The organism is Streptomyces sp. NPDC104096 (assembly GCF_055584385.1).
This window is the reverse complement of sequence record NZ_JBVJMD010000010.1, coordinates 1-16,143: the sequence shown is the minus strand read 5'-3', so window position 1 is coordinate 16,143 and position 16,143 is coordinate 1. Positions and strand designations below refer to the sequence as shown.

Here is a 16,143-nt window from a genome sequence, read left to right as displayed (position 1 = left end):
TCGCCGACCGCCGACCGTCGTCGCGGGTGAGGGTGCGGTCCGCGCGGACCGGGTACTCGGGCTGCTCCACCCCACCCACAGGGAGGAGACCGAGGTGAGCAGCGAACCGGGTCGGAGGGTGGTCGTCACGGGCGCCACCGGTCATGTCGGTACGAGCTTGGTGCGGCTGCTGTCCGAGGATCCGGAGGTGGGCGCGGTGCTGGGCCTGGCCCGGCGGCTCCCCGACTGGTCGCCGCCGAAGACGGACTGGGCCGCGGTCGACCTGTCGACCGAGCGGCCCCACCCGGTGAAGGAGTTCGAGGGGGCGGCCGCCGTGGTCCATCTGGCCTGGGCGTTCCGGCCGACCCACGACCCCGCGGTGACCTGGCGCACCAATGTGCTGGGCAGCATCCGGGTGTTCCAGGCGGTCGCCGCGGCGGGCGTGCCGACGCTGGTGCACGGATCGTCCGTGGGGGCGTACTCCCCGGGGCCGAAGGGACGGACGGCGGACGAGTCGTGGCCGACGCACGGCTGGCCGGGCGCCGCGTACTGCCGGGAGAAGGCCTACCTGGAGCGGGTGCTGGACACGTTCGAGCGGGAGCACCCCGAGGTCCGGGTGGTACGGATGCGGCCCGCCTTCCTCGTCCGGCGCGAGCCGGACCGCACACCGCGCCGCGTCCCCGGCGGGCGTCTGCGGCCCGGTCCGCCGCCCCGGCCCGACCTGCTGCCGTTCCTGCCGGAGGTACGGGGACTGCGGGTGCAGGTCCTGCACCCGGACGACGCGGCCCAGGCGTACCGGCTGGCGGTGCACCGCCAGGTCCACGGGGCCTTCAACCTGGCGGCCGACCCCCCGGTCGACACGGAGCTGCTGAGCGCGATGTTCGGCGCCCGTCCGGTACGGCTCCCGCGCACCGCGGCCCGCACGGCGGTCGCCGCCGCCTGGGGCCTGCGGCTGCTGCCCGCCTCGCCCCAGCTCTTCGACGCGGTCGTGCGGCTGCCGATGATGGACTGCACGCGGGCGCACACCGAGCTGGGCTGGCACCCGCGGCACACGGCGACGGAGGTGCTGGAGGAGTTCCTGCTGGGCCTGCGCCGCGAGGAGGAGAGGGAGGCCGGGTCCTCGTGGTGGCGCAGGGCGGGATGAGCGGCGTACCGGGGGTCGTCAGTGCGGGGCGCGCTCCTGGAGGGCCGTGCGCCAGGCCGGGGCCGGTCCCTCCGGTTCGGGTTCCGGGCGGCGGCCGCCGCGGGAGAAGAAGTCGGCGAGCGGCAGGATCGCCGCGCCGACGGTGACCGCGTCCGGCCCGAGCCTGCCGAGCTCGACGGTGACCTTCTCGGCGGGATGGCGCAGGGCGTACGCGGTGGCGTGGCGGCGGACGGACGGCAGGAAGCGGGCGCCGAGCTGGAGACCGGCCCAGCCGCCGATGAGGATGCGTTCGGGCTGGAACAGGTTGATCAGGTCGGACAGGCCCGCGCCCAGGTACTCGGCGGTCTCCTCCAGGACGGCGAGGGCGACGGGGTCGGCCGTGCCGCCGCCGTCGGCGGGGTAGGCGGCGGCCAGCATCGCGGTCAGCGCGGTCTCCTCGTCGGCGCCCTGTGGCGGCTGTCCGCCCGCCTCGCTCCACCGCTGGAGCAGCGACTCGGCGCCCGCGTACGCCTCCAGGCAGCCGAGCGCGCCGCAGCGGCAGCGGCGCCCCCTGACCCGTACGGTCAGATGGCCCCACTCCACGGCCCGGCCGTGTTCCACGTCGGCGGTGACGAGGCAGGCCCCGACGCCGGAGCCGAAGAGGACGACCACGGCGTTGTGCGCCCCGCGTCCGCCGCCGAACCACATCTCGGCCTGGCCGAGGGTCTTGGCGCCGTTGTCGATGAAGTACGGCACGCTGTCGGGGAGCTCGGTCCCGGCGCGCAGCAGCGCCTCCAGCGGGACCGCGGCCCAGCCGATGGTCTGCCCGTGCACGACGGCCCCGCGGTCGGCGGTGTGCTCGACGATGCCGGGCACGCCGATGCCGACGCCGAGCAGCCGCTCGGGCGGGATGCCGGCGGCCGCGAGCACCTCGGCGATGCCGTCGCGGATGTGCCCGACGATCACCTCGACCTCGTACCGCTGGTGCTCCAGGGGGCGTTCCGCGCGGGCGAGTTCGGTGAGGGTCAGGTCGAACAGCTCGATGCGTACCCGGGTCTCGCCGACGTCGACACCGATCATGTGACCGCTGCCGGGCGCGACGCGCAGCAGGGTACGGGGGCGCCCGCCGTCGGAGTCGACGCTGCCGGCCTCCTCCAGCAGGCCGTCCGCGACCAGGTCGGAGACGACGTTGCTGACCGAGCCGGAGCTCAGGCCGGTGACCGGGCCCAGCTCGAAGCGGCTCAACGGCCCGTCGAAGTAAAGCCGTTGCAGCACGACCGTGCGGTTGGCCCGCCTGAGGTCGCGCACCGTGCGCCCGTTCCGCCCCGCCATGTGGTTCCCTCCCGAACCCTGCCCGGAACCCGTCGGAACGGGTCCGGCACCCTGCCCGACCTGCAACATACCGCCGCGAGCTCGCCGGGCGCACTTCTTATGACCCTTAATTCACGTAACGAGCTAAGCGACGGGCGGAGTCGTCCCCCTTGAAATCCGTTGGCGTCCCCCTGGGACACTGCTTACCCTTGACCAAAACCTAGTGCCCCTAGGTTTGCGGGCGTCCGGGAGTGTCGGCACCACCGGAACGCGACGCCGTACCCGCCGGACCTGCCCTACCCCGCCGTACCAGGAGGCCACCCCCATGAGATCGCTCACCGAGCCGGAGATCCGCGAGTCCTTCGTCAACTGTTCGAAGGGCGAGGCCAAGCGGTTGTCCGTGCCCCGGGATCTCGACCGGCGCCCCTGGGCCGACCTCGACTTCCTGGGCTGGCGGGATCCGGGCGCGCCCGACCGCAGCTACCTGGTCACCGAGCGGGCCGGGCGGCTCGTCGGGGTGACGCTGCGGTTCCCGTCCTCGCAGCGCGGCATCCTGCACCGCAGCATGTGCTCGCTCTGCCTGACGACCCACCGCGGCGGCGGCGTCTCGCTGATGACCGCGCGCAAGGCGGGGGCCGCGGGCCGCGAGGGGAACTCGGTGGGCCTGTACATGTGCACCGACCTCGCCTGTTCCCTCTACGTCCGCGGCAAGAAGGCGCTCGACTCCGGTTCCCGTTTCGAGGAGAGCCTGACGGAGGAGGAGCAGATCGCCCGTACGACGGGCAATCTGTCCGCGTTCCTCGACAAGCTGGACGTCTGAGCCCCGCGCCGCCGGCCCGCTCACCCGGCCGGCGGCGTCCAACGCGGGTCGCGGCCCAGGAACGCCAGGAGCGCCTCGGCCGCCGTGTGGCCCTCGGGGATCTCGTGAGCGGGCGCGAACACCTGGTAGGCGTCCCGCAGGTGGTTCACCAGACGGTCCGCCGCCGGCCGGATCCCCTCGGCCAGGCCATCGGGAAGTGGCCGGTTCTGGCCGGTCGCGACCGCGATGTCCCAGGCGTGCACGGCCGCGTCCATCGCGGCCGCCGCCGCGGCGACGGCCAGGGGCAGCGGGCCCAGCGGCGTGGGCACCTGATCCGCGTCGCCGGGCAGCCGCGCGTACGCGCCGGCGACCGCGACCAGCACCTTGTCGAGTTCCGCCACCGGGTCCCCGGCGAGCGCGTCGTCCGGCTGGAAGGGGTCGCCGTCCGGTCGGCCGCCGCCGGTCAGGACGAGGCCGTAGACCTGCTGGTCGACGCGCGCGTGGTTGAGGACCTGCCGCGCCGACCACGCGGAACACGGGGTCGGCGCGGCCCAGGCCCCCTCCGGCACCGCGGCGACCACCTCCCGCAGGTAGTCGTGCGCGTACGTGAGGACCTCGACGCCCCGGAGCTCCGTCATGCCCTTACCCCTCCTGTGGCCTTCCGGCTGGTGAGAACCAATCTAGGGACCCTTGCGGACACCCACGGTCCTCGATCGGGACGTTCGAGTCGTCCCGGGATGGGGAACAGGCCAAGAGATGCGCGTTGCACATGAGTGGAAAGAGTCCCTCGGACGGCTGGTGAGGCGCCACCGGGACCCCGTCGTCGTCCAGGCGTTCCGGTCGACCGCCGCGGCGACGATCGCCTACGTCATCGCCCTGCACCTCAGTCCGGAGCCCGCGCCCCTGACGGCCCCGCTGACCGCGCTGCTGGTCGTCCAGGTCACCCTGTACTCCACGCTCACCACCAGCATCCGCCGAGTGAACTCCGTGGTGGCCGGTGTCCTGGTCGCCATCGCCTTCAGCCTCCTGGTGGGGCTGACCTGGTGGAGCCTCGCGCTGGTCATCGTGGCGTCGCTGGCCGTCGGCCATCTGGTGCGGGTCGACGAGTTCGTGCCCGAGGTGGCGATCAGCGCCATGCTGGTGCTCGGTGTCACCGCGGTCGGCAACACGGCGTGGGCACGGGTCCTGGAGACGCTGATCGGCGCGGTCGTCGGGCTCGGCTGCAATCTGCTGCTCGCCCCACCGGTGTGGGTGGACGAGGCGGGCGAGTCGATCGTGGAACTGGCGCGCCGGGTGCGTCAGCTGATGCTGCGGGTCGGCGACGAGGCCGCCGGGCACACGCCCGTGGAGAACGCGACGGCGCGGCTGCACGAGGCACGCCGGCTCGACCACGACATCGCCCAGGTGGACGCCGACCTGCGGCAGGCCGAGGACAGTCTGCGGCTCAACCCGCGGGTGCAGGAGGGCCTGCTGCACCGGATCGTGCTGCGCACCGGGCTGGACACCCTGGAGATCTGCACGGTCGTACTGCGGGTGATCACCCGCACGCTGACCGACCTCGCCAAGGAACGTGAGTCCGAGCCGCTGTTCCCGTCCGGGGCGGGCGAGGTCGTGGAGCAGTTGCTGTGCGAGGTCGCCGACGCCGTGGTCAGTTTCGCGGTCCTGGTCACCAGCCATGTGAGCGTCAACGCCGAGTCGGCCGAGGAGCGGCTCGCCGCCACGCTGCGGCAGGCGGCGACCACCCGGGACAAGCTGTCCCGGCTGCTGCTGGAGGAGGTCCAGCGCGACGCCCGGCAGTGGCAGCTGTTCGGTGCGGTGCTGACCGAGGCGACCCGCATCATCGACGAGCTGGACACCGAGCACCGCTCGCGCCGGCTGATGGAGGAACTGGACCGCTGCGCACGGCGACAGCACACGCGGCTGTCCTGGGTGGCCCGGCTGCGCGCGTGAGCCGGTCCGGAGGGGGCGGAACCGCGCGGTGCTCGTCGGACGTTCTCTGTCACGACGGTCGCGAGTACGAGCACAGGCGAGTACGAGCACAGGCGAGTACGAGCACAGGCGAGTACGAGCACAGGCGAGTACGAGCACAGGCGAGTACGAGCACAGGCGAGTACGAGTACGAGCCGGTGCATGTGCGAGGGGGAGGGTGCGGATGAGGGACACCACCGTACGGATCGACGGGAACACACTGCGGCTGCCGGGCGGGGTGGCGGTGCGGTTCGTCCGCACGCTGCGGCTGCCCGAGAAGGGCACCCATCCGCTGCCGCCCGGACTCGGCGAGTTCCCGGTGCGCGCGGTCGCGGACCACCCGGACACCGTCCCCGAGCAGTGGCTGGCGCGGGGCGGCGTGATGCTGCCGGTCCACCTGCGCGAGGCGATGTGGCTGAGCTTCTCGGGGACGACGGAACCGGCCGCGCTCCAGGTGGGCGTGGGCAAGGTGTGCGCGGTCTCGGGCAAGCCGTGGAGCGGCCGGCTGTCCCGCGAGCCGCAGAACTACGTCGTACTGCCGCGTCAGCCCTGGCTGGACGGCATCAACTCCGGCAAGGGCACGGTCCGCCAGTTCGTGGCGGTGCCGCTGGGTCTGGGCGCGACGGTGGAGGGGCAGGTCACGGGCGAGGAGGTGTGGGGCGGCGTACAGCTCCAGTCGTTCCCGCTGAACGACCGGGCGCTGGCCGAGTGGCGTGAGCGCGAGCGGGAGCGCCGCCTGGCGCAGGAGCGTATGCGGGCGGCGAGGCCGGCCGGGGGCGCCTACGGCGGCCCGCCGTCCGTGCTCGGCGGCGCGTTCCCGCCCGCCCCCATGGCCGCACCGCCCGGCGCCGCGCCGCGGCCCGGCGGGGCGCCCCGCGCCGCGGCCGCCATGGGACTCGGTGTCGGTGGCTCGATGCGCCAGGAGGTCTACCGGGACGACCGGCCCGCGAAGGACTGGGCGGTCGAGCCGGCCGGACGGGTCTTCGTGCACCTGGTGACGCCGCCGGAGTGGCGTCGTATCACCGGCGAGGAGCCGCCGCCGTCGCCCGTGGACCGCGCCGCGTACACCCGGGCCGGGCTGCCCTGGTTCGACTACTACGACGAGGGGGCCGAGGACCTCGCCCCCACGGACACCCTCGGGGACGTACGGCCGGTCGGCGACTGGCTGGGTGACGACCACGAGCCCTGGCAGCCGCCGTCGCCCCACCAGGTGCAGCCGCTGAAGGACGCGCCGGGCAAGCCGGTGCCGGACGGCGACTGGTAGCGGGCCCGGATCCCGGTGGGTGTTGCGCCCTGCGCAACACCCACCGGTCGTTTTGCGCTTCGGGGGCGCCGCGCGTCAGGGTGGCGGTGACGACCGGGACCACCGACGACCTGAGGTGCGCAGATGGGCAGTGGGGCAGAAGCGTCGCGCGGCGGCTGGAGCAGGCGCCGTTTCGTCGGCGCGCTCGGCGGAGCGGCCGCGGCGACGGCCCTGGCCGCCTGCGGGTCCTCGTCGGAGGCCTCGCGGGCGCCCGCGACGGCCGGAGCCGGGACGGCCGGGTCCGGATCCGGGTCCGGGTCCGGGTCCCGGCGGCCGAGCCCGGACGCGTCGGGCGGATCCCCGGACTCCACCGGTCCGCGCCCCCTGTACGTCGGCACCTACACCTCCCCCGAGGACGGCGGCAAGGGCATCGGGCTCGCCTCCTACGACACCGCGACCGGCCTGATCACCGCCACCGGCTCGGGCGTCCTCACCGGCGTCGCCGACCCGTCGTATCTCGCGGCGCACCCGGACGGCCGGACGCTGTACGCGGTGAACGAGCGCGAGCAGGGCGCGGTGACCGCCGTACGGCTGTCCGACGGCCGTGTGCTGGGCAGCCGCGCCACCGGCGGCGCGTCGCCCTGCCACGTGTCGGTCCACCCCGGCGGGCGCTGGCTGCTCACCGCCGACTACGGCTCGGGCAGCGTGAGCGTGCATCCGGTCGAGGCGTCCGGGGCGCTGGGCGAGCGCACGGACCGGGTGACGCACTCCTCCCCCGCTCCCGGGCCGGGCCAGCACGGCCCGCACGCGCACCAGATCGTCACCGCCCCCGACGGCCGTCACATCCTCGCCGTCGACCTCGGCACCGACACCGTCTACACGTACCGTCTGGACGACCGGGCCGGCACGCTCACCGAGGTCGCGCGGGGGCACACCCGGCCGGGCGCGGGGCCGCGCCAGCTCGCCTTCCACCCCGGCGGCCGGTACGCCTACCTGGCCAACGAGGTCGACGACACGGTGGCTGTCTGCCACTACGACCCCGCCACCGGCCGGCTGACCGTCGGCGATCCGCAGTCCACCGGGAGCGGCAAGGGCACCAACTACCCGGCGCAGTTCCTGGTCACGGCGAACGGTTCCTACGCGTTCCTCGCCAACCGGGGCCACAACAGCGTCGCGCGGTACGCGGTGGAGGCGGACGGCGCGCGACTGCGGCTGCTCGGCACGGTGCCGGTGGCGGGCGACTTCCCGCGGCAGATCGCGTTCTCGCCGGACGGCGGGCTGCTGTTCGCGGCGAACCAGCGCTCCGGCACGGTCAGCGTCTTCCACGTGGACGCGGAGCGCGGCGGGCTGCGGCTCGCGGGCGACCCGTTCGCCTCACCCCTCGCGGTCTGTGCGCTGCCACTGTAGGGAACGCGGGCAGGCGGCGGCGCTCGCCTGGGCGAGCAGGACGTGCATGCGCTCGGTGAGCTGGGTGACGTCGTCGGCGGGCGCGTGGAAGGGCAGCCGCACCTCGCCGTGGGTGCGGGCCCGTTCGATGCGCAGGGTCAGTCCGTGCCGGTCGACGGCGAGCGGCTGGACGCGTACGGCGCCGTGCAGGCTGTCCGGCCGGACCAGCCGGGTGAGCCGTTCGACCGCGTCGGGGTGGGCGTCGGCGAGGTGGGTCAGCAGATGGGCCTCGGCCGGGGCGAGCGGGTCGGGCTCGGCGGCGGCGAACTCGTCGAGGCCGACGACCGTGGCCCCGGACTGCTGCCGCAGCACCACGCGCGTGGCCTGGAAGAGGAGCCGGCCGTCCACGGGCTGGAACCAGCCGGCCAGCCAGAGCCGGCCGCGGATGCGGTTGCGCACGGGGACGGGCGCGACGTCGGCGAACTCCAGGACGGCGGACGGCTCGCCGCGGGGCGCGCAGATCGCGGCCGTGCGCAGGGCGCTCTCGTCGGGCACGCGCAGGAGTACCCGGCCGTCGGTGTCCACGGCGTGCGCACCGACGTACTCCTCGCGTCCGCCGTCCGCGGTCACCGCGCACGACCACGCGGCGGCGAGCACCGAACGCGCCCGCTCCGCCGCGGAAGGCGCGGCCGTCCAGGTCTGGCTGTCACCCATCCCGAAACCTCCTTAGGTAAGCCTTGCCTAACTTATCGAAGATCGGGGCGCACGCCAACCACGCGGCACGCATACGGTCGCGAGCTCCGGTACGAGGTCCGGTTGCGCCCGATCACGAGGTCCGGTTGCGCCCGATCACGAGGTCGGGTTACGCCCGATCACGAGGTCCGCTTACGAGATGACCCCCAGGAGCGCCCGCGCGCACAGCTCCCGCACCTGCTCCCGCGACACCCCCTCCCCCCGCAGCCACTCCAGGCAGACGGCGGTGGTGAACGCGAGCCAGCCGCGCACCGCGAGCCGTACGTCGGGGCGCTCCTCGAAGACCGGCCCGAACTCCGGGTCGGCGGCGAGGGCCGCCAGGATCTGGCGCTCCTGGGCGGCCAGGGCCCGCCGGTAGACCCTGCGCACGGCCTGGTCTCCGGCCGCGTCCGCGCGATGGAAGGCCCGGTATCCGTGAGCGTGGGAGTGGACGTACTCCAGGTACGCGTCGAGGCCCGCGGTGAGCTGCTCGCGCACCGGGACGCCGGGCACGGCGGCGGTCATCCGCAGCATCCGCCCGCTCTCGCGCTCCACGACCGCCGCGAAGAAGTCCCGCTTGGTCGGGAAGTAGTGGTAGAGCAGCCCCCGGGACACTCCCGCGATCTCCGCGACCTGCTCGATCCACACGTCGTCGTACGGGCTCTCCGAGAACAGCCGCGCGCCGACCGACAGAAGCTGCTCCCTGCGCTCCTCGGTGCTGAGCCGACGGCGTGCGCGCTGCCCCTGGTTCGCGGCCATGGCCGCACTTTACTTGACGTCGGTTCAACAGCGGGACCAGACTGGAACCGTTATTGAACCCACGTACAACACGAGCTACGCGCCGCTGATCGAGGGAGATCACGTCATGGCGGAGACGGCGGAGACGGCGGAGACAACCGGACCGGCGGCGACGGCGGGACCGGCGAAGGCGGCCGGGTCGGGAGGGCCGGCCGAGTCGGCGGGGCCGCAACCGCTGGGCACGACCACGCCTCCCGGCGGCGCGCTGCCGAGGGGTTTCCGCGGCGCCGAGCAGGGCTGGCCCGAGCTGCGCCGCGTCCCTCATCCACCGCACCGGCTGCCCCTGCTCGGCGACCTCGTCGGCGCGAGCCGGCGCACCCCCGTGCAGGACTCGATGCGGTTCGCCCGACAGCTGGGGCCGATCTTCCGGCGCCGGGTGTTCGGCCACGAGTTCGTCTTCGTGTGGGGGGCCGGGCTCGCGGCCGACATGGCGGACGAGACCCGCTTCGCCAAGCACGTCGGGCTGGGGATAGCCAACCTTCGGCCGGTCGTCGGGGACGCGCTGTTCACCGCGTACAACCACGAGCCCAACTGGCAGCTGGCGCACGACGTGCTGGCCCCGGGCTTCAGCCGGGAGGCCATGGCGGCCTACCACCCGATGATGCTGGACGTGGCCGCCCGGCTCACCGACCACTGGGACCGCGCGCTGACGGCGGGCCGGGCGGTGGACGTGCCCGGCGACATGACCCGGCTGACCCTGGAGACCATCGCGCGCACCGGCTTCGGGCACGACTTCGACTCCTTCGAACGTTCCCGGCCGCACCCCTTCGTCACCGCCATGGTGGGCACGCTCAGCCACGCCCAGCGGCTCAACACCGTGCCCGCGCCGCTGACCCCGCTGCTGCTGCGCCGGGCGGCCCGGCGCAACGCCGCCGACATCGCCTACCTCAACCGCACGGTCGACGACCTCGTACGGGCCCGGCGCGCGGCGCACACCGAGGGCGACGACGGCGACGGCGGCGGTGACCTGCTCGACCGGATGCTGCGCACCGCGCACCCGGAGACCGGGGAGCGGCTGTCCGCGCAGAACGTACGCCGCCAGGTCGTCACGTTCCTGGTCGCGGGCCACGAGACCACCTCGGGCGCGCTCTCCTTCGCCCTGCACTACCTCTCCCGGCACCCCGAGATCGCGGCCCGCGCCCGCGCCGAGGTGGACCGCGTGTGGGGCGACGCCGCCGTGCCGGGGTACGAACAGGTGGCCCGGCTGCGCTATGTGCGCCGGGTGCTGGACGAGTCGCTGCGGCTGTGGCCGACGGCGCCCGCCTTCGCCCGCGAGGCCCGGCAGGACACCGTACTGGGCGGGACGCATCCGATGCGGCGGGGCGCGTGGGCGCTGGTGCTCACGCCGATGCTGCACCGCGACCCCGAGGTGTGGGGGCCGGACGCCGAGCGCTTCGACCCGGACCGCTTCGACGCCCAGGCGGTACGGGCCCGCGCCCCGCACACCTTCAAGCCGTTCGGGACCGGCGCCCGGGCCTGCATCGGCCGCCAGTTCGCGCTGCACGAGGCCACGCTGGTGCTCGGCCTGCTGCTGCGCCGCTACGACCTGCGGCCCGACCCCGACTACCGGTTGCGGGTGACCGAGCGGCTCACGCTGATGCCGGAAGGCCTGCGGCTGCACCTCGAACGCCGCGCCCCCGCCCACCGGGCGGCCGACTGAGCCCGGCGTCGGGCCGCCGCCGAAATCTCACCGCGGTGTTTCCGGTCCTGTGGGGGACTCCTCATCCAACGGAAAACAACGTCGGCTACCAAGGGGGGAGGAGTCGGCCGAGGCAGGAGCCAGCGGATCGAGGAGAGACGTCATGTGCAGCCACCAGCCCCCCTGTCCCAGCGCGGACAGCCCGCAGCACCGCACCGCCGTGACCGTGTCGGCCCGTCCCGAGCAGGGCTGGAGCCTGCTGTGCAACGGCACCATCGTCTTCGACGACACCGGTGAACTGCTGCCCGACGGGCGGGTCGTCGGCCCGTGCCGCGCCCTCGGCCCGCTCACCGTCGCCGCCTGAGCCGCCCGGCCGGCCCTCGGGGCCGCCGTGGCCGGCCCAGGCGTCCGGGCCGTCGTTCAGTCCGCCAGGTCGTTCAGTCCGCCAGGGTGTCGAGGCCGAGATGGGCGAGGCGTTCCGGGTCGGCCAGGAGGTACATGCCGGTGATCAGGCCGTCGACGACGGTCACGGCGGCGACCGACTGCGGCTGCCCGTCGGGCAGGGCGGCGAGCCCCAGCGAGCCGTTGACCGACACCAGCCGGGTGACGTCCGCGAACCGGGAGAACATCGCCGCCTGTTCGGCCACCCGCCGGGCCCCGCGCACCACCTTGGACGCGGCGGCGCCGCGCACCAGCGCGCCCGAGTCGACCCGCAGCACCACGTCCGGATGCAGGACGGCGACCAGCCCCTCCAGGTCACCGGCCCGGGAGGCGGCGAGGAAGGCCTCCAGCACCTCGCGCTGGCGTCCGCGATCGGGCTCGGCAGGCGGCGCGACGTCCTTCACCCGGCGCCGGGCCCGGCTGGCCAGCTGCCGGGTCGCGGCCGGGCTGCGGTCGACGATCCGCGCGATGTCGTCGAAGGGCACCGCGAACATGTCGTGCAGGACGAACGCGAGCCGCTCGGCGGGCTCCAGGGTCTCCAGCACGACGAGGAGCGCGAGGCCCACCGAGTCGGCCTGGAGCACCTCCGCCTCCGGGTCGATCCGGGTCGCCGGGCCGACCACGGGGTCGGGGACGAAGGTGTCGAGGGCGTCGAAGGTGCCCCCGGTCTCGGTCAGTTGCTCGCGGCGCGCGGCACGCGACCGCAGCAGGTCCAGACAGACGCGCCCGATGACGGTGGTCAGCCAGCCACCGAGGTTGCGGATCTCCTCCGTCTCGGTCCGGGCGAGCTTCAGCCAGGTCTCCTGGACCGCGTCCTCGGCCTCGGCGAGCGAGCCGAGCATCCGGTAGGCGACAGCCTTCAGATGCCCCCGGTGCTCCTCGAAACGCTGTGCGAGCAGTTCCGTGTCGCTCACTGCATGTCCCCCCATTGCCCCAACGGCTCGAACACCACGGCCGACGCGCCGTGAAGACGCTACCCGACGCCCTGCGCCACCCCCTCGATGACGAGAGCCGACCGCGGCGTCGGTTCGGGAACTCCTCTGTGCCGCACGTCGATGGCCGCACCCGCCGAAGTGGTGTCGCGCCGCCACGGTAGGGTCACCCCTGCAGACGGGGAGGGGCCGAGCAGATGACGGCGTACCAATGGGGCTATGCGGTAGGACAGTGCGCGTTCTGGATCGCCCTGGGGCCGGCGGTGTTCTGGTTCGCGACGGGCCGGTGGCGGAATTGACCACGCGCATCGAATTCGGTTCGGAACTGCCGTCATACCGGGGGAACATGACATGCCCGTCGCCAAGTATCTGAGGCCCGTCCTCGCCGCCGCTCTCCTGGCGTCGCTCACTGCCTGCGAAGCATCATCCGTGCCGGACGCCTCGGCGAGCTCCACGAACAGCTCGGTGGCCGCCGGGACGCGTCGTCCGGCAGAACCCGAACCCATCGCCGCCGTCATGCCCGATGTCATCGGCGGCAACGCCGGGCGGGCATTCGAGCAGATGAGCTCCGAACTCGACATGGTCTTCAAGGACGCGAGCGGACAGGGCCGTGCGGTGGACGACCCCACCGAGTGGAAGATCTGCGGCTCCCAGCCTGGCCCGAACCAGCGGATCTCCAAGTTCCCGGTGGTCTTCGAGGTGGTGGAAGTCTCGGAGAGCTGCGCAGACGCGACGCCGGAGTGACGTCCGCCTGACGCGCCGACTCCGACGGTGCGCCACGGTCCCCGGTCCGCCGATGTCACGCCCTTGGCGAGGGGCCGGTCCTACGGAAGTTCCGGGATCCAGTGCCGGGGCGAACCGGCGTACCCGTAGCGCGGCAGGCCCGTGATCGCGGTGGTGCGGAAGGGGCGGCCGTGGTCGTCGATCCGTATCGTGCCGACGCGCCCCTGAGAGGACCAGTCGAGGTCGAGGTACCACTCACAGGCGCAGGACCCGGTCCCTGCCGTGACCCGCAGCACCTCCGGGTCCTGCACGGAGACCCGGTACGGGAACCGCCGCGCCGGCACGGTCACGTCCCCCCTGCTCCCGGGCATCGCCCGGGCGACGGGATCCTGCGCGTCGAGACTCACCTCGAACGACCTGGGCGTGATGCCCCCGCCGCAGCCCGGGGACGTGTCGTAGACGTAGACCCCACCGGCCGGCGGCGCGGCGCGGCGCACGACGCGCACGTGCAGGGCCTCCAGTACGACGGCAGAGGAGGTACGCCCCTGCACCGCCACCTGCACGATCGTCTCCCGGCCGTGCACCGCGTCCTGGGCGTTCGCCCACGCCTCGGCGTCCTCGGCGGACGGTGGCGGCGGGACCTGCGCCGGAGGCTTGCCGATGATGTAGTCGTGGCCGCAGTCGTCCTCCCACACATGGGAGTTCACCGTCCAGGTGAACGGTGCGGCCGGGGCGGACGGCCGTACCGTGGCTCCGGTGGGCGACGCCGACGGACGGTGCCGCGGCAGTGCCCCGCCGCCGGACGAACTCCGGTCCGAGAACGCGGGGATCGCCGAGAACGCCGACAGCCCCGCGGCGGTCAGCCCGAACACGGCGCCCAGAACCACGCACACCACGACCGAGCGCCTTCGCCACAGGACACGAGAAGGCCGCACCCCGGTCCTCCCGGACGTCACTTCCGGCGCTACCGGAGCGGGTCGCACGGGCAACTCGTCCGGCAGAGACCGTGCGAGGGAAGCGGCCACGCCCCGGGTCGCGCCCGGGCGGGACCGCCGACGCTGCGCGCCGGCCAGGATCCACCGCCGGTGCAACTCCACACGCTCCCGGTCCGAGGCCCCGCACAGCGCAGCGAAACGTTCCACCACGGCGAACTCCCGTGGCACCGCGTCCCCCGCGCAATAGCGGTACAGCGTGGAGACGTTCATGTTCAGGCACCGGGCGAGATCCGCGTAACTGCGATCCGTACGGTCCTTCAGGACCGTCAGCAGCTCCGCGAACCCCGTCACCTCGTCGTCAGCTGCCGCCACGACCCGTGCCCACCTCCGCTCGTACAAGGCCGCCCCATTCCGGAACGGCATCCCAGGCACCCCATATCTCTGCACGTCAACAGCCCTGAGACGGTTCCACTGTTGCGGATCGGACGTCGACGGTTGTCATACGCCGCCGCAGCCGCCGATGCTCTTGGTGTCGCCCCGAGCAGTACGGCCCCATCGGCCGGCAGGTTCACCACAGCGGCATCCACGGCACTCACGTCCCCGGGGACACCCATGCCCGAGCGCACCCACGACGGCGCGTCCGGCAGGCCCGTGTGACGACGTACACCGACCCGGAACGAGGAACACACATGCACGGCAACACCATCGGACGCCGCCGCGTCCGCCGTATCGCAGCCATCACCGCCGGTCTCGCCCTGGGCCTCGGACTCGGCGCGGCAGCCCAGGCCTCCGCCGCCGGGCAGACCGTCACCGGCAAGCCCGCCCACACGGCTTCGTCCACCACGCTCTCCGCCTCGGACGGGACGGTGCTGACCGGCCACCAGATGGCCAGGGTGCTGAAGTCCCTGCTCCCCAAGGGTGGGAAGATCAGCGATGAGTTCAACCAGGACGGCTACGCCCAGCTGGTCTGGGACGACGGCCGCGGCAAGAGCCTGATCGGCGTGAACGCCCAGCTCGACATGGGCGACGTCGCCGCCGGGCACATGCACTGCGAGGGCCAGTACCTCGAGTGCCAGGCGCTGACCCTGGCCGACGGCACCCTGGTCATGCGCGCCAAGCGGGCATCCGAGAAGGGCGGCTCCGCCGTGGTCTGGCTGGTCGACACCCTCCACCCCGACGGCCGCCGGGTCGTCATCCAGGAGGTCAACGCCGCCGCCGAAAGCGGCCCCGTCACCCGGCCGGAGCCCCCGCTCACCCTCGACCGGCTCCAGTCCATCGCCCTCAACCCTCGCTGGGCGGGCTGAGCCGAAAACGATGAACCGGGCTGCCCGGTCCGGGGGTTGGGGTCCCCGGACCGGGCGGAAGAGAAAGGGTCAGAGACCGTCCCGAGGCAGAGGTGTCAGGAGCGGCCCGGCCAGCTGTAGTCGTAGGACAGGGAGAACGTGCGAGAGATCCATTCTCCGGTGGGCTCCCCCGCAACCGGCCCTGCCGTTGCCTCCGACCGCACTGCGGCGAGTTCCGAAGAGTGGTCGGTGGCGGTGATCAGGAGACCGTCCCGCAAAGTGAGTTCGTGGACGTCGCGGTACATCCAGGCCGGCCAGAACCCCATGTTCAGGTACGGGGAGTCGGCGACGTCACCACTCCCGATGAGCAGACGTCCGGTGAAAGACATCGGAAGATCCAGTCGACGGTAGCGCCATCCCAGGGACTCCGCCTCCTGTTGTGGACGAACACCGCACAGCGGGACCGGTTCATGCTCCGAGCCGAGTTCGAGATCCCGCAACGTCAGTTGCTGCCCGGTAGTGGTGTACCGGCAGATGTGCCCGCGGTAGCAGGCAGTACCACCCGGCCCCGCCTCGAGACCGTGCCCAGCCGGGTCGAAGAGGCCACCACCGTCGACCGCGGTCAACGCGAACCAACGTCCCTCGAAGAGCACCTCGTCAGGTATCTGCGCTGTCACGGCGCCACACACTAGAGCACCGCCGCCCGACCGCACTCAACTCCACCTAGTGTTCCGAGTCGGGAATTCCATTCAGATATATAGGCTTGCCCTATGGCACGGATGGGGCGGCCGAAGGCCGAGTTGACGCTGTCGGACGAGGAACGAGCCGCGCTCGAGGGGTGGGTGCGGCGT

16 protein-coding genes are annotated in these 16,143 nt (G+C 73.2%); 9 read left to right on the top strand and 7 right to left on the bottom strand.

Going from position 1 to position 16,143, the window contains the following annotated elements; genetic code table 11:
• The first annotated feature begins 94 nt into the window (after window positions 1-94).
• The gene (locus tag ACZ60B_RS13500) at window positions 95-1,123 is read left to right on the top strand and encodes an NAD-dependent epimerase/dehydratase family protein (RefSeq protein ID WP_469386323.1); all 1,029 of its coding nucleotides are present in this window, start codon (window positions 95-97) and stop codon (window positions 1,121-1,123) included.
• An 18-nt stretch (window positions 1,124-1,141) separates the two neighbouring features.
• Here ACZ60B_RS13500 and ACZ60B_RS13495 read toward each other — a convergent pair whose 3' ends face one another.
• Window positions 1,142-2,434, bottom strand: a complete 1,293-nt coding sequence (locus ACZ60B_RS13495) for an ROK family protein (protein ID WP_469386321.1) — start codon at window positions 2,432-2,434, stop codon at window positions 1,142-1,144.
• Between the two features lie 304 nt (window positions 2,435-2,738).
• Between ACZ60B_RS13495 and ACZ60B_RS13490 the strand changes: the two genes are divergently transcribed.
• Entirely contained in the window at window positions 2,739-3,233 is a 495-nt protein-coding gene (locus tag ACZ60B_RS13490; RefSeq protein ID WP_469386319.1) for an FBP domain-containing protein, read from the top strand.
• Between the two features lie 20 nt (window positions 3,234-3,253).
• Here the strand turns inward: ACZ60B_RS13490 and ACZ60B_RS13485 are convergent, their stop codons facing one another.
• On the bottom strand, window positions 3,254-3,850 hold the full coding sequence (locus tag ACZ60B_RS13485; protein WP_469386317.1) for a TIGR03086 family metal-binding protein: 597 nt from the start codon (window positions 3,848-3,850) through the stop codon (window positions 3,254-3,256).
• A gap of 118 nt (window positions 3,851-3,968) precedes the next feature.
• Between ACZ60B_RS13485 and ACZ60B_RS13480 the strand changes: the two genes are divergently transcribed.
• The 3 genes from ACZ60B_RS13480 (at window position 3,969) to ACZ60B_RS13470 (ending at window position 7,830) form a co-directional block, all read left to right on the top strand.
• Window positions 3,969-5,162 (top strand): FUSC family protein, encoded by a 1,194-nt coding sequence (locus ACZ60B_RS13480; protein ID WP_469386315.1) that lies wholly within the window; start codon window positions 3,969-3,971, stop codon window positions 5,160-5,162.
• A gap of 202 nt (window positions 5,163-5,364) precedes the next feature.
• Window positions 5,365-6,444 carry a hypothetical protein gene (locus ACZ60B_RS13475; RefSeq protein WP_469386313.1) on the top strand — a complete coding sequence of 360 codons (1,080 nt, stop codon included), beginning with the start codon at window positions 5,365-5,367 and terminating at the stop codon, window positions 6,442-6,444.
• Window positions 6,445-6,567: 123 nt separating this feature from the next.
• Window positions 6,568-7,830, top strand: a complete 1,263-nt coding sequence (locus ACZ60B_RS13470) for a lactonase family protein (protein WP_469386311.1) — start codon at window positions 6,568-6,570, stop codon at window positions 7,828-7,830.
• Here the strand turns inward: ACZ60B_RS13470 and ACZ60B_RS13465 are convergent.
• The gene (locus tag ACZ60B_RS13465; protein ID WP_469386309.1) at window positions 7,798-8,523 is read right to left on the bottom strand and encodes a DUF2470 domain-containing protein; all 726 of its coding nucleotides are present in this window, start codon (window positions 8,521-8,523) and stop codon (window positions 7,798-7,800) included. The genes ACZ60B_RS13470 and ACZ60B_RS13465 overlap by 33 nt on opposite strands.
• 171 nt (window positions 8,524-8,694) lie before the next feature.
• The gene (locus ACZ60B_RS13460; RefSeq protein ID WP_469386307.1) at window positions 8,695-9,300 is read right to left on the bottom strand and encodes a TetR/AcrR family transcriptional regulator; all 606 of its coding nucleotides are present in this window, start codon (window positions 9,298-9,300) and stop codon (window positions 8,695-8,697) included.
• Window positions 9,301-9,406: 106 nt separating this feature from the next.
• Here ACZ60B_RS13460 and ACZ60B_RS13455 point away from each other — a divergent pair, with 106 nt between their 5' ends.
• Both ACZ60B_RS13455 and ACZ60B_RS13450 read left to right on the top strand, forming a co-directional pair.
• Window positions 9,407-10,999 (top strand): cytochrome P450, encoded by a 1,593-nt coding sequence (locus ACZ60B_RS13455; protein WP_469386305.1) that lies wholly within the window; start codon window positions 9,407-9,409, stop codon window positions 10,997-10,999.
• Window positions 11,000-11,141: 142 nt separating this feature from the next.
• A complete protein-coding gene (locus tag ACZ60B_RS13450) occupies window positions 11,142-11,342 on the top strand; it encodes a DUF5999 family protein (protein WP_469386303.1) in 201 nt (66 codons plus the stop codon).
• 73 nt (window positions 11,343-11,415) lie between these two features.
• Here ACZ60B_RS13450 and sigJ read toward each other — a convergent pair whose 3' ends face one another.
• On the bottom strand, window positions 11,416-12,348 hold the full coding sequence (gene sigJ, locus ACZ60B_RS13445; protein ID WP_469386301.1) for an RNA polymerase sigma factor SigJ: 933 nt from the start codon (window positions 12,346-12,348) through the stop codon (window positions 11,416-11,418).
• A gap of 354 nt (window positions 12,349-12,702) precedes the next feature.
• On the opposite strand from sigJ, the gene ACZ60B_RS13440 reads away from it, so the two are divergent.
• Window positions 12,703-13,095 carry a hypothetical protein gene (locus ACZ60B_RS13440; RefSeq protein ID WP_469386299.1) on the top strand — a complete coding sequence of 131 codons (393 nt, stop codon included), beginning with the start codon at window positions 12,703-12,705 and terminating at the stop codon, window positions 13,093-13,095.
• 80 nt (window positions 13,096-13,175) lie between these two features.
• Here ACZ60B_RS13440 and ACZ60B_RS13435 read toward each other — a convergent pair whose 3' ends face one another.
• Entirely contained in the window at window positions 13,176-14,381 is a 1,206-nt protein-coding gene (locus ACZ60B_RS13435) for a helix-turn-helix domain-containing protein (protein WP_469386297.1), read from the bottom strand.
• Between the two features lie 317 nt (window positions 14,382-14,698).
• On the opposite strand from ACZ60B_RS13435, the gene ACZ60B_RS13430 reads away from it, so the two are divergent.
• Complete coding sequence (locus tag ACZ60B_RS13430) at window positions 14,699-15,313, top strand: hypothetical protein (RefSeq protein WP_469386295.1); 615 nt, start codon at window positions 14,699-14,701, stop codon at window positions 15,311-15,313.
• A gap of 95 nt (window positions 15,314-15,408) precedes the next feature.
• On the opposite strand, the gene ACZ60B_RS13425 is transcribed toward ACZ60B_RS13430, so the two are convergent.
• On the bottom strand, window positions 15,409-15,969 hold the full coding sequence (locus tag ACZ60B_RS13425; RefSeq protein ID WP_469386293.1) for a hypothetical protein: 561 nt from the start codon (window positions 15,967-15,969) through the stop codon (window positions 15,409-15,411).
• Window positions 15,970-16,143: the final 174 nt, after the last annotated feature.

Bases quoted from the DNA above. Each gene is read 5' to 3' on its own strand.
- ACZ60B_RS13460 (WP_469386307.1), bottom strand. From the start codon at position 9,300: ATGGCCGCGAACCAGGGGCAGCGCGCACGCCGTCGGCTCAGCACCGAG.
- ACZ60B_RS13450 (WP_469386303.1), top strand. From the start codon at position 11,142: ATGTGCAGCCACCAGCCCCCCTGTCCCAGCGCGGACAGCCCGCAGCAC.
- sigJ (WP_469386301.1), bottom strand. From the start codon at position 12,348: ATGGGGGGACATGCAGTGAGCGACACGGAACTGCTCGCACAGCGTTTC.
- ACZ60B_RS13470 (WP_469386311.1), top strand. From the start codon at position 6,568: ATGGGCAGTGGGGCAGAAGCGTCGCGCGGCGGCTGGAGCAGGCGCCGT.
- ACZ60B_RS13475 (WP_469386313.1), top strand. From the start codon at position 5,365: ATGAGGGACACCACCGTACGGATCGACGGGAACACACTGCGGCTGCCG.
- ACZ60B_RS13430 (WP_469386295.1), top strand. From the start codon at position 14,699: ATGCACGGCAACACCATCGGACGCCGCCGCGTCCGCCGTATCGCAGCC.
- ACZ60B_RS13490 (WP_469386319.1), top strand. From the start codon at position 2,739: ATGAGATCGCTCACCGAGCCGGAGATCCGCGAGTCCTTCGTCAACTGT.
- ACZ60B_RS13440 (WP_469386299.1), top strand. From the start codon at position 12,703: ATGCCCGTCGCCAAGTATCTGAGGCCCGTCCTCGCCGCCGCTCTCCTG.
- ACZ60B_RS13480 (WP_469386315.1), top strand. From the start codon at position 3,969: ATGCGCGTTGCACATGAGTGGAAAGAGTCCCTCGGACGGCTGGTGAGG.
- ACZ60B_RS13495 (WP_469386321.1), bottom strand. From the start codon at position 2,434: ATGGCGGGGCGGAACGGGCGCACGGTGCGCGACCTCAGGCGGGCCAAC.
- ACZ60B_RS13465 (WP_469386309.1), bottom strand. From the start codon at position 8,523: ATGGGTGACAGCCAGACCTGGACGGCCGCGCCTTCCGCGGCGGAGCGG.
- ACZ60B_RS13485 (WP_469386317.1), bottom strand. From the start codon at position 3,850: ATGACGGAGCTCCGGGGCGTCGAGGTCCTCACGTACGCGCACGACTAC.
- ACZ60B_RS13455 (WP_469386305.1), top strand. From the start codon at position 9,407: ATGGCGGAGACGGCGGAGACGGCGGAGACAACCGGACCGGCGGCGACG.